The sequence below is a fragment of the Bradyrhizobium guangdongense genome (genome assembly GCF_004114975.1).
GTDB lineage: Bacteria > Pseudomonadota > Alphaproteobacteria > Rhizobiales > Xanthobacteraceae > Bradyrhizobium > Bradyrhizobium guangdongense.
In genome coordinates this window covers 4,394,745-4,413,207 of record NZ_CP030051.1, presented here as the reverse complement: position 1 = coordinate 4,413,207, position 18,463 = coordinate 4,394,745, and the positions used below count along the sequence as shown (strand labels likewise).

Annotated in this window: 18 protein-coding genes and 1 tRNA gene; 11 read left to right on the top strand and 8 right to left on the bottom strand. The window is 64.6% G+C overall.

Features of this window, described 5'->3' with window-relative positions; genetic code table 11:
* The 4 genes from X265_RS21110 to X265_RS21095 are packed head-to-tail and all read right to left on the bottom strand — an operon-like array spanning nucleotide 1 to nucleotide 5,876.
* Complete coding sequence (locus X265_RS21110; RefSeq protein ID WP_128966562.1) at nucleotides 1-3,213, bottom strand: efflux RND transporter permease subunit; 3,213 nt, start codon at nucleotides 3,211-3,213, stop codon at nucleotides 1-3.
* Nucleotides 3,206-4,183 carry a divalent metal ion exporter adaptor subunit IhpB gene (gene ihpB / locus X265_RS21105; RefSeq protein ID WP_128966561.1) on the bottom strand — a complete coding sequence of 326 codons (978 nt, stop codon included), beginning with the start codon at nucleotides 4,181-4,183 and terminating at the stop codon, nucleotides 3,206-3,208. The genes X265_RS21110 and ihpB overlap by 8 nt, the downstream gene beginning before the upstream one ends.
* A complete protein-coding gene (gene ihpA, locus X265_RS21100; RefSeq protein WP_128966560.1) occupies nucleotides 4,180-5,454 on the bottom strand; it encodes a divalent metal ion exporter subunit IhpA in 1,275 nt (424 codons plus the stop codon). Before ihpA ends, ihpB begins: the two co-directional genes overlap by 4 nt.
* A gap of 56 nt (nucleotides 5,455-5,510) precedes the next feature.
* A complete protein-coding gene (locus X265_RS21095) occupies nucleotides 5,511-5,876 on the bottom strand; it encodes a hypothetical protein (RefSeq protein WP_128966559.1) in 366 nt (121 codons plus the stop codon).
* A gap of 237 nt (nucleotides 5,877-6,113) precedes the next feature.
* On the opposite strand from X265_RS21095, the gene X265_RS41975 reads away from it, so the two are divergent.
* Nucleotides 6,114-6,236, top strand: coding sequence for a hypothetical protein (locus X265_RS41975; protein ID WP_283814996.1), 123 nt, complete (start codon nucleotides 6,114-6,116; stop codon nucleotides 6,234-6,236).
* An 11-nt stretch (nucleotides 6,237-6,247) separates the two neighbouring features.
* Nucleotides 6,248-7,141, top strand: a complete 894-nt coding sequence (locus X265_RS21090) for a hypothetical protein (protein ID WP_128966558.1) — start codon at nucleotides 6,248-6,250, stop codon at nucleotides 7,139-7,141.
* A gap of 12 nt (nucleotides 7,142-7,153) precedes the next feature.
* Here the strand turns inward: X265_RS21090 and pepT are convergent, their stop codons facing one another.
* The 4 genes from pepT to X265_RS21070 all read right to left on the bottom strand — a co-directional run bounded on the left by pepT (nucleotide 7,154) and on the right by X265_RS21070 (nucleotide 9,469).
* Nucleotides 7,154-8,401, bottom strand: coding sequence for a peptidase T (gene pepT / locus X265_RS21085; RefSeq protein WP_128966557.1), 1,248 nt, complete (start codon nucleotides 8,399-8,401; stop codon nucleotides 7,154-7,156).
* Nucleotides 8,402-8,507: 106 nt separating this feature from the next.
* The gene (locus X265_RS21080; RefSeq protein ID WP_128966556.1) at nucleotides 8,508-8,837 is read right to left on the bottom strand and encodes an HU family DNA-binding protein; all 330 of its coding nucleotides are present in this window, start codon (nucleotides 8,835-8,837) and stop codon (nucleotides 8,508-8,510) included.
* Between the two features lie 189 nt (nucleotides 8,838-9,026).
* Nucleotides 9,027-9,103, bottom strand: a tRNA-Asp gene (locus X265_RS21075).
* Between the two features lie 162 nt (nucleotides 9,104-9,265).
* Nucleotides 9,266-9,469 (bottom strand): hypothetical protein, encoded by a 204-nt coding sequence (locus tag X265_RS21070; protein WP_128966555.1) that lies wholly within the window; start codon nucleotides 9,467-9,469, stop codon nucleotides 9,266-9,268.
* Between the two features lie 550 nt (nucleotides 9,470-10,019).
* On the opposite strand from X265_RS21070, the gene X265_RS21065 reads away from it, so the two are divergent.
* The 9 genes from X265_RS21065 to X265_RS21025 all read left to right on the top strand — a co-directional run bounded on the left by X265_RS21065 (nucleotide 10,020) and on the right by X265_RS21025 (nucleotide 18,455).
* Nucleotides 10,020-12,269, top strand: a complete 2,250-nt coding sequence (locus X265_RS21065) for a TonB-dependent siderophore receptor (protein WP_164938723.1) — start codon at nucleotides 10,020-10,022, stop codon at nucleotides 12,267-12,269.
* 16 nt (nucleotides 12,270-12,285) lie between these two features.
* A complete protein-coding gene (locus tag X265_RS21060) occupies nucleotides 12,286-13,422 on the top strand; it encodes a PepSY-associated TM helix domain-containing protein (RefSeq protein ID WP_128966553.1) in 1,137 nt (378 codons plus the stop codon).
* Between the two features lie 477 nt (nucleotides 13,423-13,899).
* The gene (locus X265_RS21055; protein ID WP_092290902.1) at nucleotides 13,900-14,265 is read left to right on the top strand and encodes an NADH-quinone oxidoreductase subunit A; all 366 of its coding nucleotides are present in this window, start codon (nucleotides 13,900-13,902) and stop codon (nucleotides 14,263-14,265) included.
* Nucleotides 14,256-14,843: a NuoB/complex I 20 kDa subunit family protein gene (locus tag X265_RS21050; protein WP_164938722.1), complete on the top strand. Its 588-nt coding sequence runs from the start codon at nucleotides 14,256-14,258 to the stop codon at nucleotides 14,841-14,843. Before X265_RS21055 ends, X265_RS21050 begins: the two co-directional genes overlap by 10 nt.
* Nucleotides 14,844-14,854: 11 nt before the next feature.
* Nucleotides 14,855-15,469 carry an NADH-quinone oxidoreductase subunit C gene (locus tag X265_RS21045; protein ID WP_128966551.1) on the top strand — a complete coding sequence of 205 codons (615 nt, stop codon included), beginning with the start codon at nucleotides 14,855-14,857 and terminating at the stop codon, nucleotides 15,467-15,469.
* A gap of 2 nt (nucleotides 15,470-15,471) precedes the next feature.
* Nucleotides 15,472-16,668 (top strand): NADH-quinone oxidoreductase subunit D, encoded by a 1,197-nt coding sequence (locus X265_RS21040; RefSeq protein ID WP_128966550.1) that lies wholly within the window; start codon nucleotides 15,472-15,474, stop codon nucleotides 16,666-16,668.
* Nucleotides 16,668-17,630 (top strand): FkbM family methyltransferase, encoded by a 963-nt coding sequence (locus X265_RS21035; protein WP_164938721.1) that lies wholly within the window; start codon nucleotides 16,668-16,670, stop codon nucleotides 17,628-17,630. The genes X265_RS21040 and X265_RS21035 overlap by 1 nt, the downstream gene beginning before the upstream one ends.
* Nucleotides 17,631-17,640: 10 nt before the next feature.
* Entirely contained in the window at nucleotides 17,641-18,252 is a 612-nt protein-coding gene (gene nuoE, locus X265_RS21030; RefSeq protein WP_128966548.1) for an NADH-quinone oxidoreductase subunit NuoE, read from the top strand.
* Nucleotides 18,252-18,455: a hypothetical protein gene (locus X265_RS21025; RefSeq protein WP_128966547.1), complete on the top strand. Its 204-nt coding sequence runs from the start codon at nucleotides 18,252-18,254 to the stop codon at nucleotides 18,453-18,455. Before nuoE ends, X265_RS21025 begins: the two co-directional genes overlap by 1 nt.
* Nucleotides 18,456-18,463 lie beyond the last annotated feature (8 nt).

Here is an 18,463-nt window from a genome sequence, read left to right as displayed (position 1 = left end):
TTAGCGCTCCCCGGAGTCAACCAAATCAGGCGGCATTGTAGGCGTTTCGTCCGCGCCGTCACGCCGGAACAGCACGTAGAGCGCGGGCAGCACCAGCAATGTCAGGACGGTCGAGGAGATGATGCCGCCGATCACGACGGTGGCGAGCGGCCTTTGCACCTCGGCACCGGCGCCGGTCGCGAGCGCCATCGGCACGAAGCCAAGCGAGGCGACCAGCGCCGTCATCAGCACCGGCCGCAGCCGCGTCAATGCGCCCTCGTGCACAGCCTCGGCAACGGATCGCCCTTCGCTGCGCAGCCGCTCGATGAAGGCGATGATGACGAGGCCGTTGAGCACGGCGACGCCCGACAGCGCGATGAAGCCGACCCCTGCGCTGATCGACAGCGGAATGCCGCGCAGGAGCAGCGCCGCGACCCCGCCGGTCAGCGCCAGCGGCACGCCGGAAAACACCAGTGTCGCATCCGCCGCGGATCCCATCCCCATGAACAGCAGCAGGAACACCAGCGCGAGCGCCACCGGCACGACGATGGTCAGCCGCTTGCTGGCCGAGACCAGTTGCTCGAACTGGCCGCCCCAGCCGATCCAGTAGCCCGGCGGCAGCTTCACCTTCTCGGCGACGGCGGCTTGCGTCTCTGCCACGAAGGAGCGCAGGTCCCGGCCGCGGACATTGGCTGTCACCACCACGCGTCGCTTGCCGTTCTCGCGGCTGATCTGGTTGGGGCCGGGCGCGATCTCGATTGCGGCGACGGAGGACAGGGGCACATAGCGAAGCGCGGCGCCGGATGCACCCGACCACGCGGTTCTGGTGATGGTCTTCGCATCCTCACCCGGCGGCAACGGGATCGGCAGCGATTTGATCGCATCAGGGTCGACCCGCAGGCTCTCCGGCAGCCGAACCACGATATCGAAGCGGCGGTCGCCTTCGAACAGCTTTCCGACCGGCTTGCCGCCGATCGCGATCTCGACGAGGTTCTGCACCTCGCCGAGGCTGAGGCCGTAGCGCGATAGCGCCTGGCGGTCGAGCCTGACGGTGAGGATCGGCAGGCCCGCGACCTGCTCGATCTTGACGTCGGCGGCCCCTCCGATGCCACGCACCACGCCGTTGACCTGCTGGGCGATGCCGGCGAGCACGTCGAGATCGTCGCCGAAGATCTTGACGCCGACGTCGCTGCGGATGCCGGCAATGAGCTCGTTGAAGCGCATCTGGATCGGCTGGGTCATGCCGTAGGCGGTGCCGGGCAGGGTGTTGGCGGCGCGCTCGAGTTCGGCGACCACCTCGTCCTTCGGCTTGGTGGGATCGGGCCATTGGTCGCGCGGCTTCAGCGTGACATAGGTGTCAGCGGCGTTCGGCGGCATCGGATCGTTGGCGATCTCGGCGGTGCCGATCTTGGAGAAGATGGTCGCGACCTCGGGCACCTGCTTGACCGCCTGCTCCAGTCGAAGCTGCATGTCCACGCTCTGGGTCAGGCTGGTGCCGGGAATCCGGATGGCTTCGATGGTGATATCGCCTTCATCGAGGCTCGGGATGAACTCGCCCCCCATGCGCGTTGCGGCGAACAGGCTGCCGGCGACGATCAGCACGGCACCGAGCGCAACGCTGCGGCGATAGCGGATGGCACGGTCGAGCAGCGGTACATAGATGCGCTTGGCCGCGCGCATGAAAACGTTTTCCTTTTCCGAGACCTTTCCCGTGACGAAGATCGCGACCGCGGCCGGGACGAAGGTAATCGACAGCAGTGCCGCGCCTGCGAGGGCCATCAGCACCGTCAGCGCCATCGGCGTGAACATCTTGCCTTCGGTCCCCGTCAGGGTCAGGACCGGAAGGTACACGACGGCGATGATGAGGGTGCCGAACAGGCTCGGCTTGATGACTTCGCTGCTGCCGTCGCGGATGGTCAGGAGACGTTCGTCCAGCCTCAACAGGCGGCCGCGCCGGTGTTGCTCGGCCGCCAGCAGCCGCAAACAATTCTCGACGATGATAACGGCGCCGTCGACGATGATGCCGAAATCGATGGCGCCGAGGCTCATCAGATTGGCGCTCACCTTGCTCTCGACCATGCCCGTGACCGTGAACAGCATGGAGAGCGGAATGACGCAGGCCGTGATCAGTGCGGCGCGGAAGTTGCCGAGGATCAGGAACAGCACCGCGATCACCAGCGCCGCGGCCTCGACGAGATTCTTCTCGACGGTCTGGATGGTCGCTTCTACCAGATGAGTGCGGTCGTAGACCGCGCGCGCGATGACGCCATCGGGCAGCGATTTCGCGATCTCGCCCAGCTTTGCGGCAACCCGCTGGGCCACCGTGCGGCTGTTCTCGCTGATCAGGAGCATGGCGGTGCCGAGCACGGTCTCGCTGCCGTTCGCGGTCGCCGCGCCGGTGCGCAGGTCCTGGCCTTCGCCGACTTCGGCGACGTCGCGGATGCGGACCGGCACGCCGCCACGCGAGCCGATCACGATGTCTCGGATGTCGGCGATGTCAGCGACCTGACCGGGGGCGCGGACGAGATATTGCTCGCCATTGCGCTCGATATAGCCGGCGCCGACATTGGCGTTGTTTGCGGCGAGCGCGGTCATGATGTCGCGGAAACCGAGCTTGTAGGCCATCAGCCGGGCGGGAATCGGCAGCACGTGGAATTGCCGCTCATAACCACCGATCGAGTTGACCTCGATTACGCCGGGAATGGTGCGCAGCTGGGGCTTGATGATCCAGTCCTGAATGGTGCGGAGCTCGGTCGGCGTGAACTCGGTACCGGCAGGTGATTTGGCGCCGGCCTTGGCCTCGACCGAATAGACGTAGATCTCGCCGAGCCCGGTCGAGATCGGCCCCATCGCCACCTCGGTGCCTGCGGGAAGCTGATCCTTGGCCTGCTGGATGCGCTCGTTGACGAGCTGGCGCGCGAAATAGATGTCGGTGCCGTCCTGGAACACGACGGTAACCTGGCTCAGCCCATAGCGCGAGATCGAGCGGGTATAATCGAGCCTGGGCAGGCCGCCCATCGCGGTCTCGATCGGGAAGGTGATGCGCTGCTCGGCCTCGAGCGGCGACAGGCCCGGCGCGCGCGTGTTGATCTGGACCTGCACGTTGGTGACGTCAGGCACGGCGTCGATCGGCAGGCGGGTGAAATTCCAGACGCCGAAAGCGCCGGCCGCGAGCGCCAGCAGCACCACCAGCCAGCGCTGGCGGACCGAAAAGGAGAGGATCGCATCAATCATGATCCGCGTCTCCCTTGCCCATTTCGGCCTTCACGACAAAGCTGTTCTCGGCGACGTAACGCTCGCCGGCGGAGAGGCCGGCGCGAATCTCGACGAATTTCGGATCGGCATCGCCAAGCTCGACGGGGCGTGCTTCGATCTTGTCGCGGTCCTCGCGGACGAACACGATGGTCTTGTTCTCCAGCGTTTGGATCGCACCTCTGCGCACGGCGACCGCGACATTGCGCGCGGCGAGAATCAGCCGCGCGGTGACGAACAGGCCGGGACGCAGGCGTCCGTCGGGATTTGGCAACACCACGCGCGCAAGGGCGGTCTGGGTCTCGCTGCTCCCGATCGGGGCGATGTAGGAAATCGTGCCCTTGATCTCCCCGCTGAAGTCATCGGGATCGATCAGCACCTCGTCGCCAAGGCGAACACGCTTGAGGTCCTGGCGGTAGATCGACAGATCGACCCAGATGGTCGAGAGATCGGCGACGACGAAGGCCGGCTTCTGCTCGGAGGCGTATTCGCCAAGCGAAATCTGCCGCTCGATGATGGTGCCCGGGATCGGCGCTTTCAGCTCGTAGACGGTGAGGCTTTGGTTGCTCTCGATGGCGGCCAGCAGATCGTCCTTGCCGACCCTGTCCCCAATGCGTTTCTGGATCGATTTTGCCAGTCCCGGAAAGCGCGGCGTCACCTGCACGACAGCTTCCTGGTTGGCCCGCAAGATGCCGTTGAAGGACAGCGTGTCGGTCAGCGTGGCGCTCGCGGCCTCTGCCAGCGTCACGCCGGCCGCGGCGAGCTTGACGTCGGAGATGCGGATGCGGTCAGCGCCGTGCTCGTCCTGCTCGACGTGATCGTTGGCCTTTTCCGGCCTTTTCTCGGCAGCCTGCTCGGTCGGCGTCACCTTGGCGGGAGCGAGCAGGGAATAACCGTAGGCGCCGAGTGCCGCGGCAATGATAGCGACGGCGAAAGAGGATGATGTCTTCATCGCGTACTCTCCCGCGCCAGAGCAAACGGATTGCCGACGAGCCCTTCGATGGTGGCGACGCCGGCGTGGAAGTTTTGCAGCGCCTCCTGCTCGCGCAGGCGGGCCTGCGTCACGCTCGCCTGGGCGTCGAGCACTTCGAGCAGGGTGAAGCGGCCCTGACCGTAGCCCTGCGAGATCGCATCCGATGCTTCGGCAGCCTTCGGGATCGCCGTGTCGCGCAGCACGCTGAGCTCGCGCAGCGAGCCCTGCAGCGAGTCGTAGGCGCGGCCGGCGACCACGATCAGCGTATTGCGGTTGGTTTCGCGCTCCGCCCGCGTCTTGGCGAGGCTTTCCTGCGCCGCGAGGATGTTGCCCTGGTTCTGGTCGAACACGGGGATCGGCACCGACACCGAGAGGCGCACCGCGTCGTCATTGGTCTCGTTGAAATGGCGCCAGCCGGCGGCGATCCTGATGTCGGGATAGGGCTTGAGCCGCGCCATCAGAAGCTCGGCATTGCGCTGGGCGTACACGGCGGTCCAGCGCACCAGCTGCGGATTGGCATCGATGGCGGCCACGACCGACTGGAATGTCGGCGGCCGTCCCGTGGTGTCGAGCCGGCCGGAGACCTCGCCGAATTTCGCGGCGGGATCGCCCATCAGCACCGCAAGCTCGCGCCGGGCGCTGGCCAGCGTCGCCTTGAAGCGCTCGCGGTCGGCTTTCACCAGGGCGGAGGCGACCTCGGCGCGGCCGGTTTCGGCCGGCGAGGAGGCCCCGGCCTCGACACGGCGGCGCAAGAGCGGCGTCAGCTTGTCGATCGCCGCGATCTGCTCGTCGAGGATCTGGATGCGCCGCTGCGCGCCGAGCACGCCGAGGAAGGCGATTGCGGTCTCCGACAGCACCTCCAGCCTGATCGCCTTGCGCTGGATCGCGGCGACCTCGATGCCGGCAGTTCCTGCCGCAATTCGCGCCTCGCGCTTGCCGAACAGCTCGAACGCCTGGCTGATCTGGAGCGTGGTCTCGGCCGATCGCGTCCCGCGATAGGTGCCGGAGCCGAACGAATTGTCCTGCTCATAGGACAGTTCCGGATTGAGCAGTGCGCCCGCCTGGATACGCTGGCCCGTCGCGATGCCGACATCGCGCTCGGCCGCCGTCAGCCGCGGGCTCGCCGCCAGCGCGCGCGCGAGCGCCGCGCGCATCGTCAGGCTCTGGGCGTGGGCGTGCTGCGTCAGCCAGGGGCTGACGAAAATCGCCGTCGCGCACGCAAGCCGCGCGGCCGTCCATCTGAAAGGCATGAAGGTGACCCGTGAACAGGAGCATCATGGGCGCGCGCGGCGCCCGGCTGATCAGTTCAGGTGCGGGATTTGGGAGGTGGGAAGTCGGTGTCGGGTGCAACGCCGATCAGCGCGGGCGCGCGCTGCGGGGCCGGCGCGGCAGCGATGTCGCTGGCGATTTCGGATTGCGCCGACTGCAAGACGGCGATCGAGAAACAGCCGTGACAGTGATGGCCGCCAAGCGCCGAGTGATCGCCGTGGCCGCCAGGACCGTTGTCGAGGATCGAGGCGATCTCCGAGCCGCCCGAGGGGCTGGTGACATCGATGTCGTGCGCGCCATGGAGTACGCCGGATAGTAGATACATCGTCGCGACCAGCACAGCCACTATCCCGCGCCAGTTGCGCAAGAGGTGAAAGCTGCCGGGGCGGCGGATCGTGGTCACTGTGGGGCTCGGATTGCGGATCCGCTTCGCCTAGCATGGCAGCTGGAACAGTGTCGACCCGCAATATTGTTACGTCCCGGGAACTCGGTGTCGCACGCGCGACATACGAAAAGGCCCCAGCCCGGGGCTGACCGGCTGAGGCCTTTTGTGCTCACAATCTTTATCCTCGGGACTTGAACAGACAATCCGCAGCACCTGGGTTCGTTCCGCACTGGACTGCAAATTTTGGAACGTTTGTTGGTCCCCCTCATTAGCGCCCCGGAGCATTTTGAGGAGGATGGGACTATGGACGGACTGATCTATCTGATCGGCTTGATCGTCGTGATCATGGCAATCTTGTCGTTCTTCGGCCTGCGCTAGCGAGAAAAGCAATGGTCATTGAAACGCTCGTGCAGGACAATTTGATGGAAGGCGGCCTTGTCGCCGCCGAAGAGCGACGGAGCATCCAGTGGAGCTCCGTCATCGCCGGCGCTTTCGCCGCCGGCGCAATGTCGTTCATCCTGGTCAGCTTCGGCGTGGCCATCGGCCTTGGCGTCAGTTCGGCATCACCGACCTGGCGCGATGCGTCGACCGCGCTGGCGCTGCTGTCGGGGCTCTATCTGATCATCCAGGCGATCATCAGCTTCGGCTTCGGCGGCTACATTGCCGGCCGGACCGTGCGGCCGGCGCCTTCGCTGGCAACGATCGAAGATGATGGCGAGCGGCGTGACGGGCTGCACGGACTGACGTCCTGGGCGTTGGCCGTGCTGATCGGTGCCGCGCTGCTGGCGATCATCGGTGCTGCCGCGGTCGAACGCTCGCCGATGCGCAGTGGCGCCGGGAACACGACAGCCGCCGAGCCGCTCCTGAGCTACGAGCTCGACAAGCTGTTCCGCGCGCCGCGGCGACCGCCCAACACCGACATGCGGGAAGCTCGTGCCGAAGCCGGGCGCATCCTGATGACGTCTTCGAGCCACAACGGCGTCAGCGTCGACGATCGCAACTATCTGGTGCAGCAGGTCGCCGCATTGACGGGATTGGGTGCGCCCGATGCCGAGCGGCGCGTCGATGCGTCGATCGCCGACGCTCACACGGCGATCAACCGCGCCCGACGCAATTCGGTGATCGTCGCGTTCTCGGTTGCCGCGGCAGCCCTGATCGGTGCCGCCGTGGCGTGGGCCGCGGCCGTCGCCGGGGGCCGGCACCGCGATGGCGAGCCGCTGCCGAACTGGATGGCGAGCTCCAACCGCTTCCACCGCGGCCGACGCGCGATGCCGGTGCCGTAAGAGAAGGCCGGCTTACGCCTTCTCTTCCCAGATCATCGCGAGATGCACGATGGTCTGGACGGCCTTCTCCATGTCCTGCCGGCTGACCCATTCGAGCCGCGAGTGGAAGGCATGCTCGCCGGCGAAGATGTTGGGGCAGGGCAGGCCCATGAAGGAGAGCCGCGAGCCGTCGGTGCCGCCGCGGATCGCGGTGCGCATCGGGCGCAGCTCCGCGCGGCGGATCGCCTCGATCGCGTATTCGAGGATGTGCGGGTGACGGTCGATCACCTGCTTCATGTTGCGGTACTGCTCCCGCACCTCGAACTTGTAGGTCGAGCGCGGGTACTCCTTCATCACGTCCTTGACGATGGTCTCGAGCAGGACCTCCTTCTCCTTCAGCCCTTCCTCGGTGAAGTCGCGCACGATGAAGGAGAGGGTCGCCTGCTCCAGCGCGCCCTCGATGCCGACGGGATGCAGGAAGCCCTGCTTGCCTGAGGTCGTCTCCGGCGAGCAGCCTTCCTTCGGGAGGCGCTCGACGATCGCGGCTGCGATCTTGATCGCGTGCTCCATCTTGCCCTTGGCGTAGCCGGGATGGGCGCTGACGCCTGATATGGTGATGGTGGCGCCGTCGGCCGAGAACGTCTCGTCCTCGACCGAGCCCGCGCTCTCGCCGTCCATGGTGTAGCCGAAATCGGCACCCAGCTTCTTGATATCGACATTGTCGACGCCGCGGCCGATCTCCTCGTCCGGCGTGAACAGGATCTTGATGGTGCCGTGCTTCACATCGGGGTTGTTGATGAAGAAATGCGCGGCATCCATGATCTCGGCGACGCCGGCCTTGTTGTCGGCACCCAACAGCGTGGTGCCGTCGGTGGTGATGATGTCGTTGCCGATCTGGTTCTTCAGCGCGGGATGCTCAGCGAAGCGGATCACCTGGCTCGGATCGGCCGGCAGGGTGATGTCGCCGCCGCGATAGTTCTTGACGACCTGCGGCTTCACATCCTTGCCGGTGACATCGGGCGAGGTGTCCATGTGCGAGCAGAAGCAGATCACCGGCACTTTCTTCGTCGTGTTGGCCGGGATCGTCGCGTAGACGTAGCCGTAATCGTCGAGGTGGGCATCCGCGACGCCCATGGCCTTCAGCTCGGTGACCAGCACGCGGCCGAGATCCTTCTGCTTCTCGGTTGATGGCGAAGCCGGGGAATTCGGATCGGACTGGGTGTCGATGGTGACGTAGCGCAGGAAGCGCTCGGTCACGGTATGCGCGAAGGTCAGGGACATTTCTGGTCAAACCGCCAAGTCTTTGGGGGGAGCAGGCAGTATATCAGAAAAGCGGGCCGCGTTGCGGCGTGAACGGGCGCGGATCAGGCTTAACGAAGCGTAGCGCTCAGATCGCCTCTTTCAGTTCCTTGACGGGACGGAAGGCGACCTTCTTGCTGGCCTTGATGTGGATGGCTTCGCCCGTTGCAGGATTGCGGCCGGTGCGGGCGGCGCGCTTGCGGACCTGGAGGATGCCGAGCCCGACGATGCGGACGCGGTCGCCCTTCTTGAGGTGCTTGGCGATCAGGTCGACCATCTCGGTCAGGACGGCTTCGGCGTGCTTTTTCGACAGGTCCTGACTTTCCGCGATGTCGGCGGCCAAGTGCTTGAGCGTGATCGTGGTCGGAGCAGCGGCCTTCTTTGCCGAATCCTTCTTCGACCACTCCTTCTTCGCCATGTCAGGCCTCCTCGATGCAGGGGAAACCCAAGCAAAAGCATGGGGTTCCTGCCAAGTCGTTTGTAGACGTAGACGATTCGGGCGCGGGCTGACTATGCCACGAGTTCCCATCAGGCGCGGGAAATCGCCGGCACAGTCGTCAAAGACGTCGAAGTTCTGGGGCTAAGGCTATGGAGGGATTGCCAAAAATGGCGCGAGAGACGGGGCTCGAACCCGCGACCTCCGGCGTGACAGGCCGGCGCTCTAACCAACTGAGCTACTCCCGCGTGACGCGTATGTGTCCGCGCGGAACGAGGGGGGACTTAAAGGGGGGACATGGTGAAGTCAAGGACGTTGCGCTTGGCGGAGGCGTCTCGTCTAAGCATTGCGCTGGAAAACGAAAAAGGCCGCCCGGAGGCGGCCGTCGGTCAGCCGAAAGCGGGCTCGGTTCAGCGAATCTCCGAGGCGCCCGAGCTCGTGATCGCCATCGGCTTGCCGGCCTTGATGACGTGGGTCGACTGCGCGGTCTGGCTGAACTCGGCGTTGGTGCGGGCTGCGATCCCGAAGGCGGCCACTGCGATGCCGGCCACCAGCGCCACCACCACGATCTTCAGGTGGGTCCCCCGATCTGCAGAGTGAATTGAGTGGTTCATCGAAGCCTCCCGACGGGCTTGGACGCCGTCTGTAGGCTCATGTCTTAAGGGGCATCTGTTTCCGGATCGTTTCGCGGGTTCCGCAAAATGGTTTCATCTGGCGATTTCACCCCCTTCGCCCTGAGCCGTCTTACCTGTCGCGTAATCGCACAGGCCCAATCCCTTCGGCATGATCTCTCCCATCGGCCGCTAACCATTCCGCAAGGGAAGCACGATGAACCGTCGAAATGTCCTCGAAGCCACGTTGCTTGGGACCGCCGTGGCGGCGGCGTCAGCGGCCAACCCGCCAGCAGCTCAGTCGACCGCGCGATCGCCCTTTGTCACGGCCAACGACGGCACAAAGCTGCTCGTCCGACTCTCTGGCCGAAGCAGGTCGCGGTGACTGGCTGAGCGACCGGACATCTTCAGAAATATTGGAGTCCTTCTAAGAGGCTTTCAATTAGGGATCTCGCGCGCGCTCCCCTAAGCGTCACCCGATTGCATGCCGTTCCGGGATAGGCGGCGTGACGTAGCAAATGCACATCGGGGTGGCGTGTTGAACAGTCTTGGAATGCTGCGGTCGGCCGTGTTGGCGACCGCATCCGCTTGGGTCTTGATGCCGCAGGCATCGCTCGCACAAGCGTCGGGGCAGGGTGGTGCGCAGAGCCTGCCGCCGGTGACGATCGCCGCGCCGGAGCAGCGCCGCCGCACCGCCACACCCGCGCCGCGGCGTGCGCAGGGGCCGGTCGCGACCGCCAACAGCCGCAAGCCGCAGCCTCAGCACAATGTCGACGTCGTCGAGAATCTGCGTGGCCCGGTGCAGGGCTACGTGGCCAGACGCAGCTCGTCCGGAACCAAGACCAACACGCCGATCATGGAGACGCCGCAGGCCGTCTCGTTGATTTCAGCGGATCAGATCCGCGACCAGAAGCCGAACAAGCTCGATGAAGCGCTGCGCTATACCGCAGGCGTGCGTGCCGGCACCTTCGGCGCCGATACCCGCAACGATTGGTGGCTGATCCGCGGTTTCAAGTCCGACGACGTCGGCCTGTTCCTCGACGGCATGCAGCTGTTCTACACGTCCTATGCGAGCTGGAAGCTGCAGCCTTCCAACATGGAGCGCGTGGAGGTGTTGCGCGGTCCATCGGCCGTGCTCTATGGCGGATCGAGCCCGAGCGGCATCGTCAATGTCATCAGCAAGATGCCGCCGGCCGAACCGATCCGTTACGTCGAAACCGGGGTCAACAATTTCGGCAACGACTATGTCGGCTTCGATGTCGGTGGACCGGTCGCGACGCAGCCCCAGGACGGCAAGCTGTTCTACCGCCTCGTCGGCCAGGTCCAGAACGGCGGCACGCAGGTCAACTTCACGCCGGACAACAATTACTTCATCGCGCCGTCCTTCACCTGGAAACCGGACGCCGACACGACCTTCACGGTGCTGGCCTCGGCCTCGAAGCAGGACACCCGCGGCATCAACTTCCTGCCGTACCAGGGCACGGTGACTAACGCGCCGTTCGGCAAGATCCCGACCAGCTTCTTCGCCGGCGACCCCAATGTCGACAAGTTCACGCGCGAGCAGGAGATGCTCGGCTATCAGTTCGAGCGCAATCTCACCGACGATCTGACGTTCCGGCAGAATGCGCGCTTCGCGCATATCGACCTGACCTATCGCGGCTTCGTCGGCAATGGGTGGGACAATATCAACACTGCCACCATGGCGCGCTACAATTGGTACGCGAGGAACACTGCCAACCAGGCCAATCTCGACAACCAGTTGGAGTACCGCTTCGACACCGGTCCGGTGAAACACACCATGCTGTTTGGAGTCGACCTGAAGGGATATCAGATCGACGATTACCAGGCGTTCAACTTCGGCACCGTTCCCTCCATCAACGTCTTCAACCCAGCCTATGGCCTCGACGTCCCGCTCACGGGCGCACCGTTCCGCAACTTCCAGATCACGCAGAAACAGGCCGGCACCTATCTCCAGGACCAGATGAAGCTCGGCAACTTCACGCTGGTGCTGAGCGGCCGCAATGACTGGGTCGAGACGACGCAGGCTGCGCGCGATACCGGCGCAACCGTGGCCCAACGCGACGACAGCAAATTCAGCGGCCGCGCCGGGCTGATCTACAATTTCGACAACGGAATTGCGCCCTACGTCTCCTACGCAAGGAGCTACAATCCGATCATCGGGCTCAATGCGCAGAACCAGCTGTTCCTGCCGGAGACCGGCCGGCAGGCCGAGATCGGCGTGAAAGTCGCGCCGAAGGGATTTGACGGCTACTTCACGGCCTCGGTGTTCGACCTGAAGCGTCAGAACGTGGCGACTACCGATCCGTCGAATGTCCTGCTGCAAAACCAGACCGGCGAGGTGACCTCGCGCGGCATCGAGCTCGAAGCGGTGGCCAACGCCACCAGGGAGCTGAAGCTGATCGGCAGCTTTACTGCCTACCACCTCTTCACGAGCAGGGACCTCGACCCGTCCCTGATCGGCAAGACGCCGACCAACACGCCGGAGATGCTGATCTCGGGCTGGGCGGACTACACCTTCAAGGAAGGGCCGCTGGAAGGGTTGGGGTTCGGCGGCGGCGTGCGTTATGTCGGCTCGTCCTGGGCCGACACCGCCAACACGCTGGAGGTTCCCGCAGTCGTGCTTGGGGACCTCGCCCTTCACTATGAGTGGCAGAACTGGCGCACCGCGCTCAACGTGATCAACCTGACCGACAAGATCTACGTCGCGAGCTGCGCTACGGCCTCGTCCTGCTTCTATGGCGACCGTCGCCGCATCACCGCCAGCGTCTCCTACAAATGGTGAGGCAGGGGAGGCTTTTGTGAGAGCGCGCACGGTCAGGCGCTGGTCCGTGGTCCATACCTGGACCAGCCTGATCTCGACACTGTTCCTGCTGTTGCTCTGCCTGACCGGGCTGCCGCTGATCTTCCATCACGAGATCGATGAGCTCCTGGGCTACGCCCCCCAGCCCGAAGCTCATGCGGGCGCGGCGCGTGCGATGCCCCAAGTCGTCGCCGCCGCCGCGCTCGCCGCCGATCCCGGCCGCGTCCTGCAATATGTGTCCTGGGACAAGGACGAGCCCGGGGTCGTGATGGCCTACACCAACAGCGCGCCTGATGGCGCGCCCGACAACGCGACCGTGCGCGCCTTTGATGCCGTCTCGGCCAAGCTGCTCGGGCCGGTCGGCGTCGGGCCGATGCTGATCGTGCTCAAGCTGCACACCGACATGTTTGCAGGCCAGGCCGGCAAGTTGTTCCTCGGCGCGATGGGACTGCTGTTTGCAGCAGCCATCGTGTCCGGCGTGGTGCTGTACTGGCCGTTCACCCGCCGCCTGCGCTTTGCCACCATCCGTGGCAGCGCCTCGCGGCGCGTCCGCTGGCTCGACTGGCACAATCTGATCGGCGTCGTGACGCTCGCCTGGGCGCTGGTGGTGGGCTTGACCGGCGTCGTCAACACCTGGGCCGAGCTGATGCTGAATCAGTGGAAGGCAACCGAACTCGCCAGCATGGTCGCGCCCTATGCCGGCAAGCCGCCGCCCGTCCATCTCGCCTCGCTCGACGAGGTGGTGGCGCGAGCCAAGCTGGCCGCGCCGGGCATGGAGGTGGCCTTCATCGCGTTCCCCGGGACACCGTTCACGTCCTCGCACCATTTTGCAGCCTTCATGCGCGGCGACACGGCTTTGACTGCGCGGCTGCTCAAGCCCGTGCTGCTCGACAGCGAAACCGGGAAGGTGGCCGATACCAGGGCGCTGCCGCTCTATCTTCAGGCGCTGTTGATCTCGCAGCCGTTGCATTTCGGCGATTATGGCGGGATGCCGCTCAAGGTGATCTGGGCCACGCTGGACGGGCTCACCATCGTCGTGATCGGCAGCGGCCTCTATCTCTGGCTGGCGCGGCGGCGGAAGCGGGGGCCCGGCCGCAGCGACGCATTCGCCAGACGAGCCCCGGTCCCGTCGTGATGCATGGCTCCTCTGACCTCGCGCGCCTGTGGATACGTGTCTTTGCTGCACCTGTCCTGCTCGCAGCCGCGACCATCCTTGGCCTCCTGGCTGCCCTGCTCTGGGGAACGGCCGGCCAGTATGTCGCCTGGGTGACAGTCGGGGCGCCGGTTGCGGTCGTCGGCTGGGTTTGGCTGCGGCGCTTCAGCCAATAACCCGACCAATTTCGCCGACGATCCCTGGCAATTAGCGCCCGCGGCGGCTGCGCCGCAATCTCGGAGCTGTTGCCCTGCAAAACCGTTCCCGCCCTTGTCGGGTCAGGCGATCTGCTCCATACCAGCCGCGGGGTGATTCCGGGATTTCCACCGGTCTGGAAGCAGCAAAGGGCCTGAAAAGAGCGTGTCTTGCGCCCATTGGTGCACTGCGCTAAGGCTCAGAATAATTCCAAATCGGACGAATCCGTGGCCGGCCCGAGGCTGCGGGAAAAAGGGCTCGTCAATGAGCGGCATTCTACAGAACTATCTTCCACTCGTCGTATTCATAGGGGTAGCTGCTATCATCGGCCTCGTGCTGCTGATCGCGCCCTTCATTGTGGCGTTCCAGCAGCCGGATCCGGAAAAGTTGTCGGCGTATGAGTGCGGTTTCAACGCCTTCGACGACGCCCGCATGAAGTTCGACGTCCGCTTCTATCTGGTCGCCATCCTCTTCATCATCTTCGATCTCGAGGTGGCGTTCCTGTTTCCCTGGGCGGTGGCGTTCGGCAAGCTCGGCGCGACCGGCTTCTGGTCCATGCTGGTGTTCCTCGCCGTACTGACGGTGGGCTTCGCCTATGAATGGAAGAAAGGGGCACTCGAATGGGATTGAACCCTGCATCGTCCACGGGTCCGGCGATCGCGCCGGCCCCCAAGGGCATTCTGGATCCGTCGACCGGCAAGCCGGTCGGGGCCAATGATCCGTTCTTCCTCGAGGTCAATCACGAGCTGTCCGACAAGGGCTTCTTCGTCGCTGCGACCGACGATCTCATCACCTGGGCCCGTACCGGCTCCTTGATGTGGATGACGTTCGGTCTCGCCTGCTGCGCCGTCGAGATGATGCAGGTGTCGATGCCGCGCTACGACGTCGAACGCTTCGGCTTCGCCCCGCGTGCGTCGCCGCGTCAGTCCGACGTGATGATCGTCGCGGGCACGCTGACCAACAAGATGGCGCCGGCGCTGCGCAAGGTCTACGACCAGATGCCCGAGCCGCGCTACGTCATCTCCATGGGCTCCTGCGCCAATGGCGGCGGCTACTATCACTATTCCTACTCGGTCGTGCGCGGCTGCGACCGCATCGTGCCGATCGACATCTACGTGCCGGGCTGCCCGCCCACGGCGGAAGCGCTGCTCTACGGCGTGCTGCTGCTGCAGAAGAAGATCCGCCGCACCGGCACCATCGAACGCTAAGGTTTTACGTCATGGACGACGCCAAGCTCGACGCCCTGGGGCAGACGATCGTGAGCGCGCTTCCGGGCGCCGCCATCGGCTATCAGGTGGCGTTCAACCAGCTCACGGTTGATGTCGAGGCCAGTAAGATCGTCGAGGTGGTCAAGTACCTCCGCGACGATCCGAACTGCCGTTTCGTCAACTTCACCGACATCACGGCGGCCGACTATCCGTCGCGCGAAAAGCGCTTCGATGTGATCTATCACTTCCTGTCACCGACCCTGAACACCCGCATCCGTCTGAAGGCCCAGGCCGACGAGACGACGCAGGTGCCGTCGCTGATCGAGGTGTTCCCGGGGGCGGACTGGTTCGAGCGCGAGGCCTACGATCTCTACGGCGTATTCTTCGTCGGCCACCCCGACATGCGCCGCATCCTCACCGATTACGGTTTCGAGGGGCATCCGCTGCGCAAGGACTTCCCGCTCACCGGCTTCCTCGAGGTCCGCTACGACGACCAGGAGAAGCGCGTGGTGTACGAGCCCGTCAGGCTCAACCAGGAATTCCGCAAGTTTGACTTTTTGTCTCCGTGGGAAGGCGCCGACTATCCGGTCCTTCCGGGCGACGAAAAAGCGGGACCGAAGGCCTGATCATGAACGAGCAACCTGAAAATCTCCGCAACTTCACCATCAATTTTGGACCGCAGCATCCTGCGGCCCACGGTGTGTTGCGTCTTGTGCTCGAATTGGACGGCGAAGTCGTCGCCCGCGTCGATCCCCATATCGGCCTGCTTCACCGCGGCACCGAGAAGCTGATCGAGCAGAAGACCTATCTGCAGGCGATCCCGTATTTCGACCGGCTCGACTATGTCGCGCCGATGAACCAGGAGCACGCCTTCTGCCTCGCCGCCGAAAAGCTGCTCGGCATCGAGGTGCCGCGCCGCGGCCAGTTGATCCGCGTGCTCTATTGCGAGATCGGCCGCATTCTCTCGCACCTTCTCAACGTCACCACGCAGGCGATGGACGTCGGCGCCCTGACTCCGCCGCTGTGGGGCTTCGAAGAGCGCGAGAAGCTGATGGTGTTCTACGAGCGCGCCTCGGGCAGCCGTATGCACGCGGCCTTCTTCCGTGTCGGCGGCGTGCATCAGGACCTGCCGCAGAAGCTGATCGACGATATCGAGGCCTGGTGCGATCCGTTCCTGAAGGTCGTGGACGACCTCGATCGCCTGCTGACCGCCAACCGCATCTTCAAGCAGCGCAACGTCGACATCGGCGTGGTGCCGCTCAAGGAAGCCTGGGAGTGGGGCTTCTCGGGCGTGATGGTGCGCGGTTCGGGCGCGGCCTGGGACCTGCGCAAGTCGCAGCCCTATGAATGCTATGCCGAGATGGATTTCGACATTCCGATCGGCAAGAACGGCGACTGCTACGATCGCTACCTGATCCGCATGGAAGAGATGCGCCAGTCGGTGCGCATCATGAAGCAGTGCATCCAGAAGCTGAATGCACCCGATGGCAAGGGCCCCGTCGTCGTCGAAGACAACAAGGTTGCGCCGCCGCGCCGTGGCGAGATGAAGCGTTCGATGGAAGCCCTCATCCACCACTTCAAGCTCTACACCGAAGGCGTTCACGTGCCGGAAGGCGAGGTCTACGCCGCGGTCGAGGCGCCCAAGGGCGAGTTCGGCGTCTATCTGATCGCCGACGGCACCAACAAGCCCTACAAGTGCAAGATCCGCGCGCCGGGCTTTGCGCATCTCCAGGCGATGGACCACATCTGCCGCGGCCATCTGCTCGCCGACGTCTCGGCCATTCTCGGCTCGCTCGACATCGTGTTCGGAGAGGTCGATCGGTGATGGCGCAGGCGCCGATCCAGTTTGACCGTGCCTCGGGGGCCCTTGAAGGGGCCAACCTGTGGGAGCGGACGGCTGCCTTGGCGCTGGTGACGGGATCGAAGATCTCCTCGCACTTCTCGCATATGGGCTACATCGCTTGCGCCAATCTGCTGCGGAAGACGCTGCCGGAGCGCAACATCGCGATCAGGCTCAATCCCGACGCCGTGTTCGAATTCCCCTACGGCGACGGCTATTGGAGCAAGCTGCTCAACCGCGCGTACAATTACGAGGACGAACTGGAGCTGCTGTTCGCGGACTCCATCGACGTCGACTACACGCTGCTCGATTGCGGCGCCAATTACGGTTACTGGTCGGTGCTGGTCTCGAGCAAGCCGTTCGGCTCGCACAAGGCGATCGCGATCGAGCCGTCGGGCCAGAACTATCCCAAGCTCGCCAACAATGCCGAGATCAACGGCAACCGCTTCGAGACCATGAAGTGCGCCATTGGTGCGGCCCGCGGCACCGCGCGCCTGTCGGGCACCAAGCACGAGGCCTTCAGCATTGCCGGCGCTCCGTCTGATGGCGGTGAGGACGTGCCCGTCCTCGCGCTCGACGATCTCATCGACGATGGCAGGATCGCAGCATCAGGCAAGTACCTGATCAAGCTCGACGTCGAGGGCGTCGAGATCGAGGCGATCAAGGGCGGCACCCGGTTGCTCCAGGCCGACAGCGTCATCATGTGCGAGGAGCACGGCAGCGACCGCTCGCATGCGGTGTCGCGCTACATCCTCGAACAGACCCCGCTGAAGCTGATCGTGTTCGATCCGCGCAGCAACCGGATGGAGACCGTGACCGAGCTGTCGATCCTCGATCGCATCAAGGTCTCCACCCACGTCGGCTACAACGTTTTCGGCACCGCAAGCGCGTTCTGGCAGGACAGGATCGATGCCCTGAATGCGAAAAACGCGCGCCGTATGCAGTGAGAGATAACAGATGTCCGTTCGCCGATTAGCACCGAAGGAAGTCCAGCCCGCGAGCTTCGCGTTCACGGAGGAGAACCTCGCGTTCGCCAAGCAGCAGATCGCGAAATATCCGGCCGGACGCCAGGCCTCGGCCGTCATTGCCATCCTCTGGCGCGCGCAGGAGCAGAACGAAGGCTGGGTGTCGGAAGCCGCGATCCGGGTCATCGCCGACATGCTCGACATGCCCTATATCCGCGTGCTGGAAGTCGCGACCTTCTACACGATGTTCCAGCTCGCACCGGTCGGCAAGAAGGCCCACGTCCAGGTCTGCGGCACCACGCCGTGCCGCCTGCGCGGCGCCGAGGATCTCATCCACGTCTGCGAGAGCCGCATCCATCACGATCCCTTCCATCTCTCCAAGGACGGCAATTTCAGCTGGGAAGAGGTGGAGTGCCTGGGCGCCTGCGTGAACGCGCCGATGGTGCTGATCGGCAAGGATACTTATGAGGACCTGACCACGGAAAGCTTCGGCAAGGTGCTCGACGGTTTTGCCTCCGGCAATCCGCCGAAGCCCGGTCCACAGAACGGCCGCCAGTTCTCGGCGCCGGCGGGCGGGCCGACCACGCTGAAGGAGACCTCCTGATGGGTCTTCCGTCTCAGGCGAAGCAGGGGAGCGAGGCCGTGAAGAAATGGGGCTTCGTCGCCATGCATGCCGCGCTCGCGGCCGCCTTCATGTTCCTGCTGCAGCGTTTCGCGATGAACGCGTCGCAGGAATCCAGTCTGCTCTGGGCGCTGACCTTCGCCGTCTGCGCCGCCGGGCTTGCCTACAAGCAGGCCAACCGTTGATCGGAAAG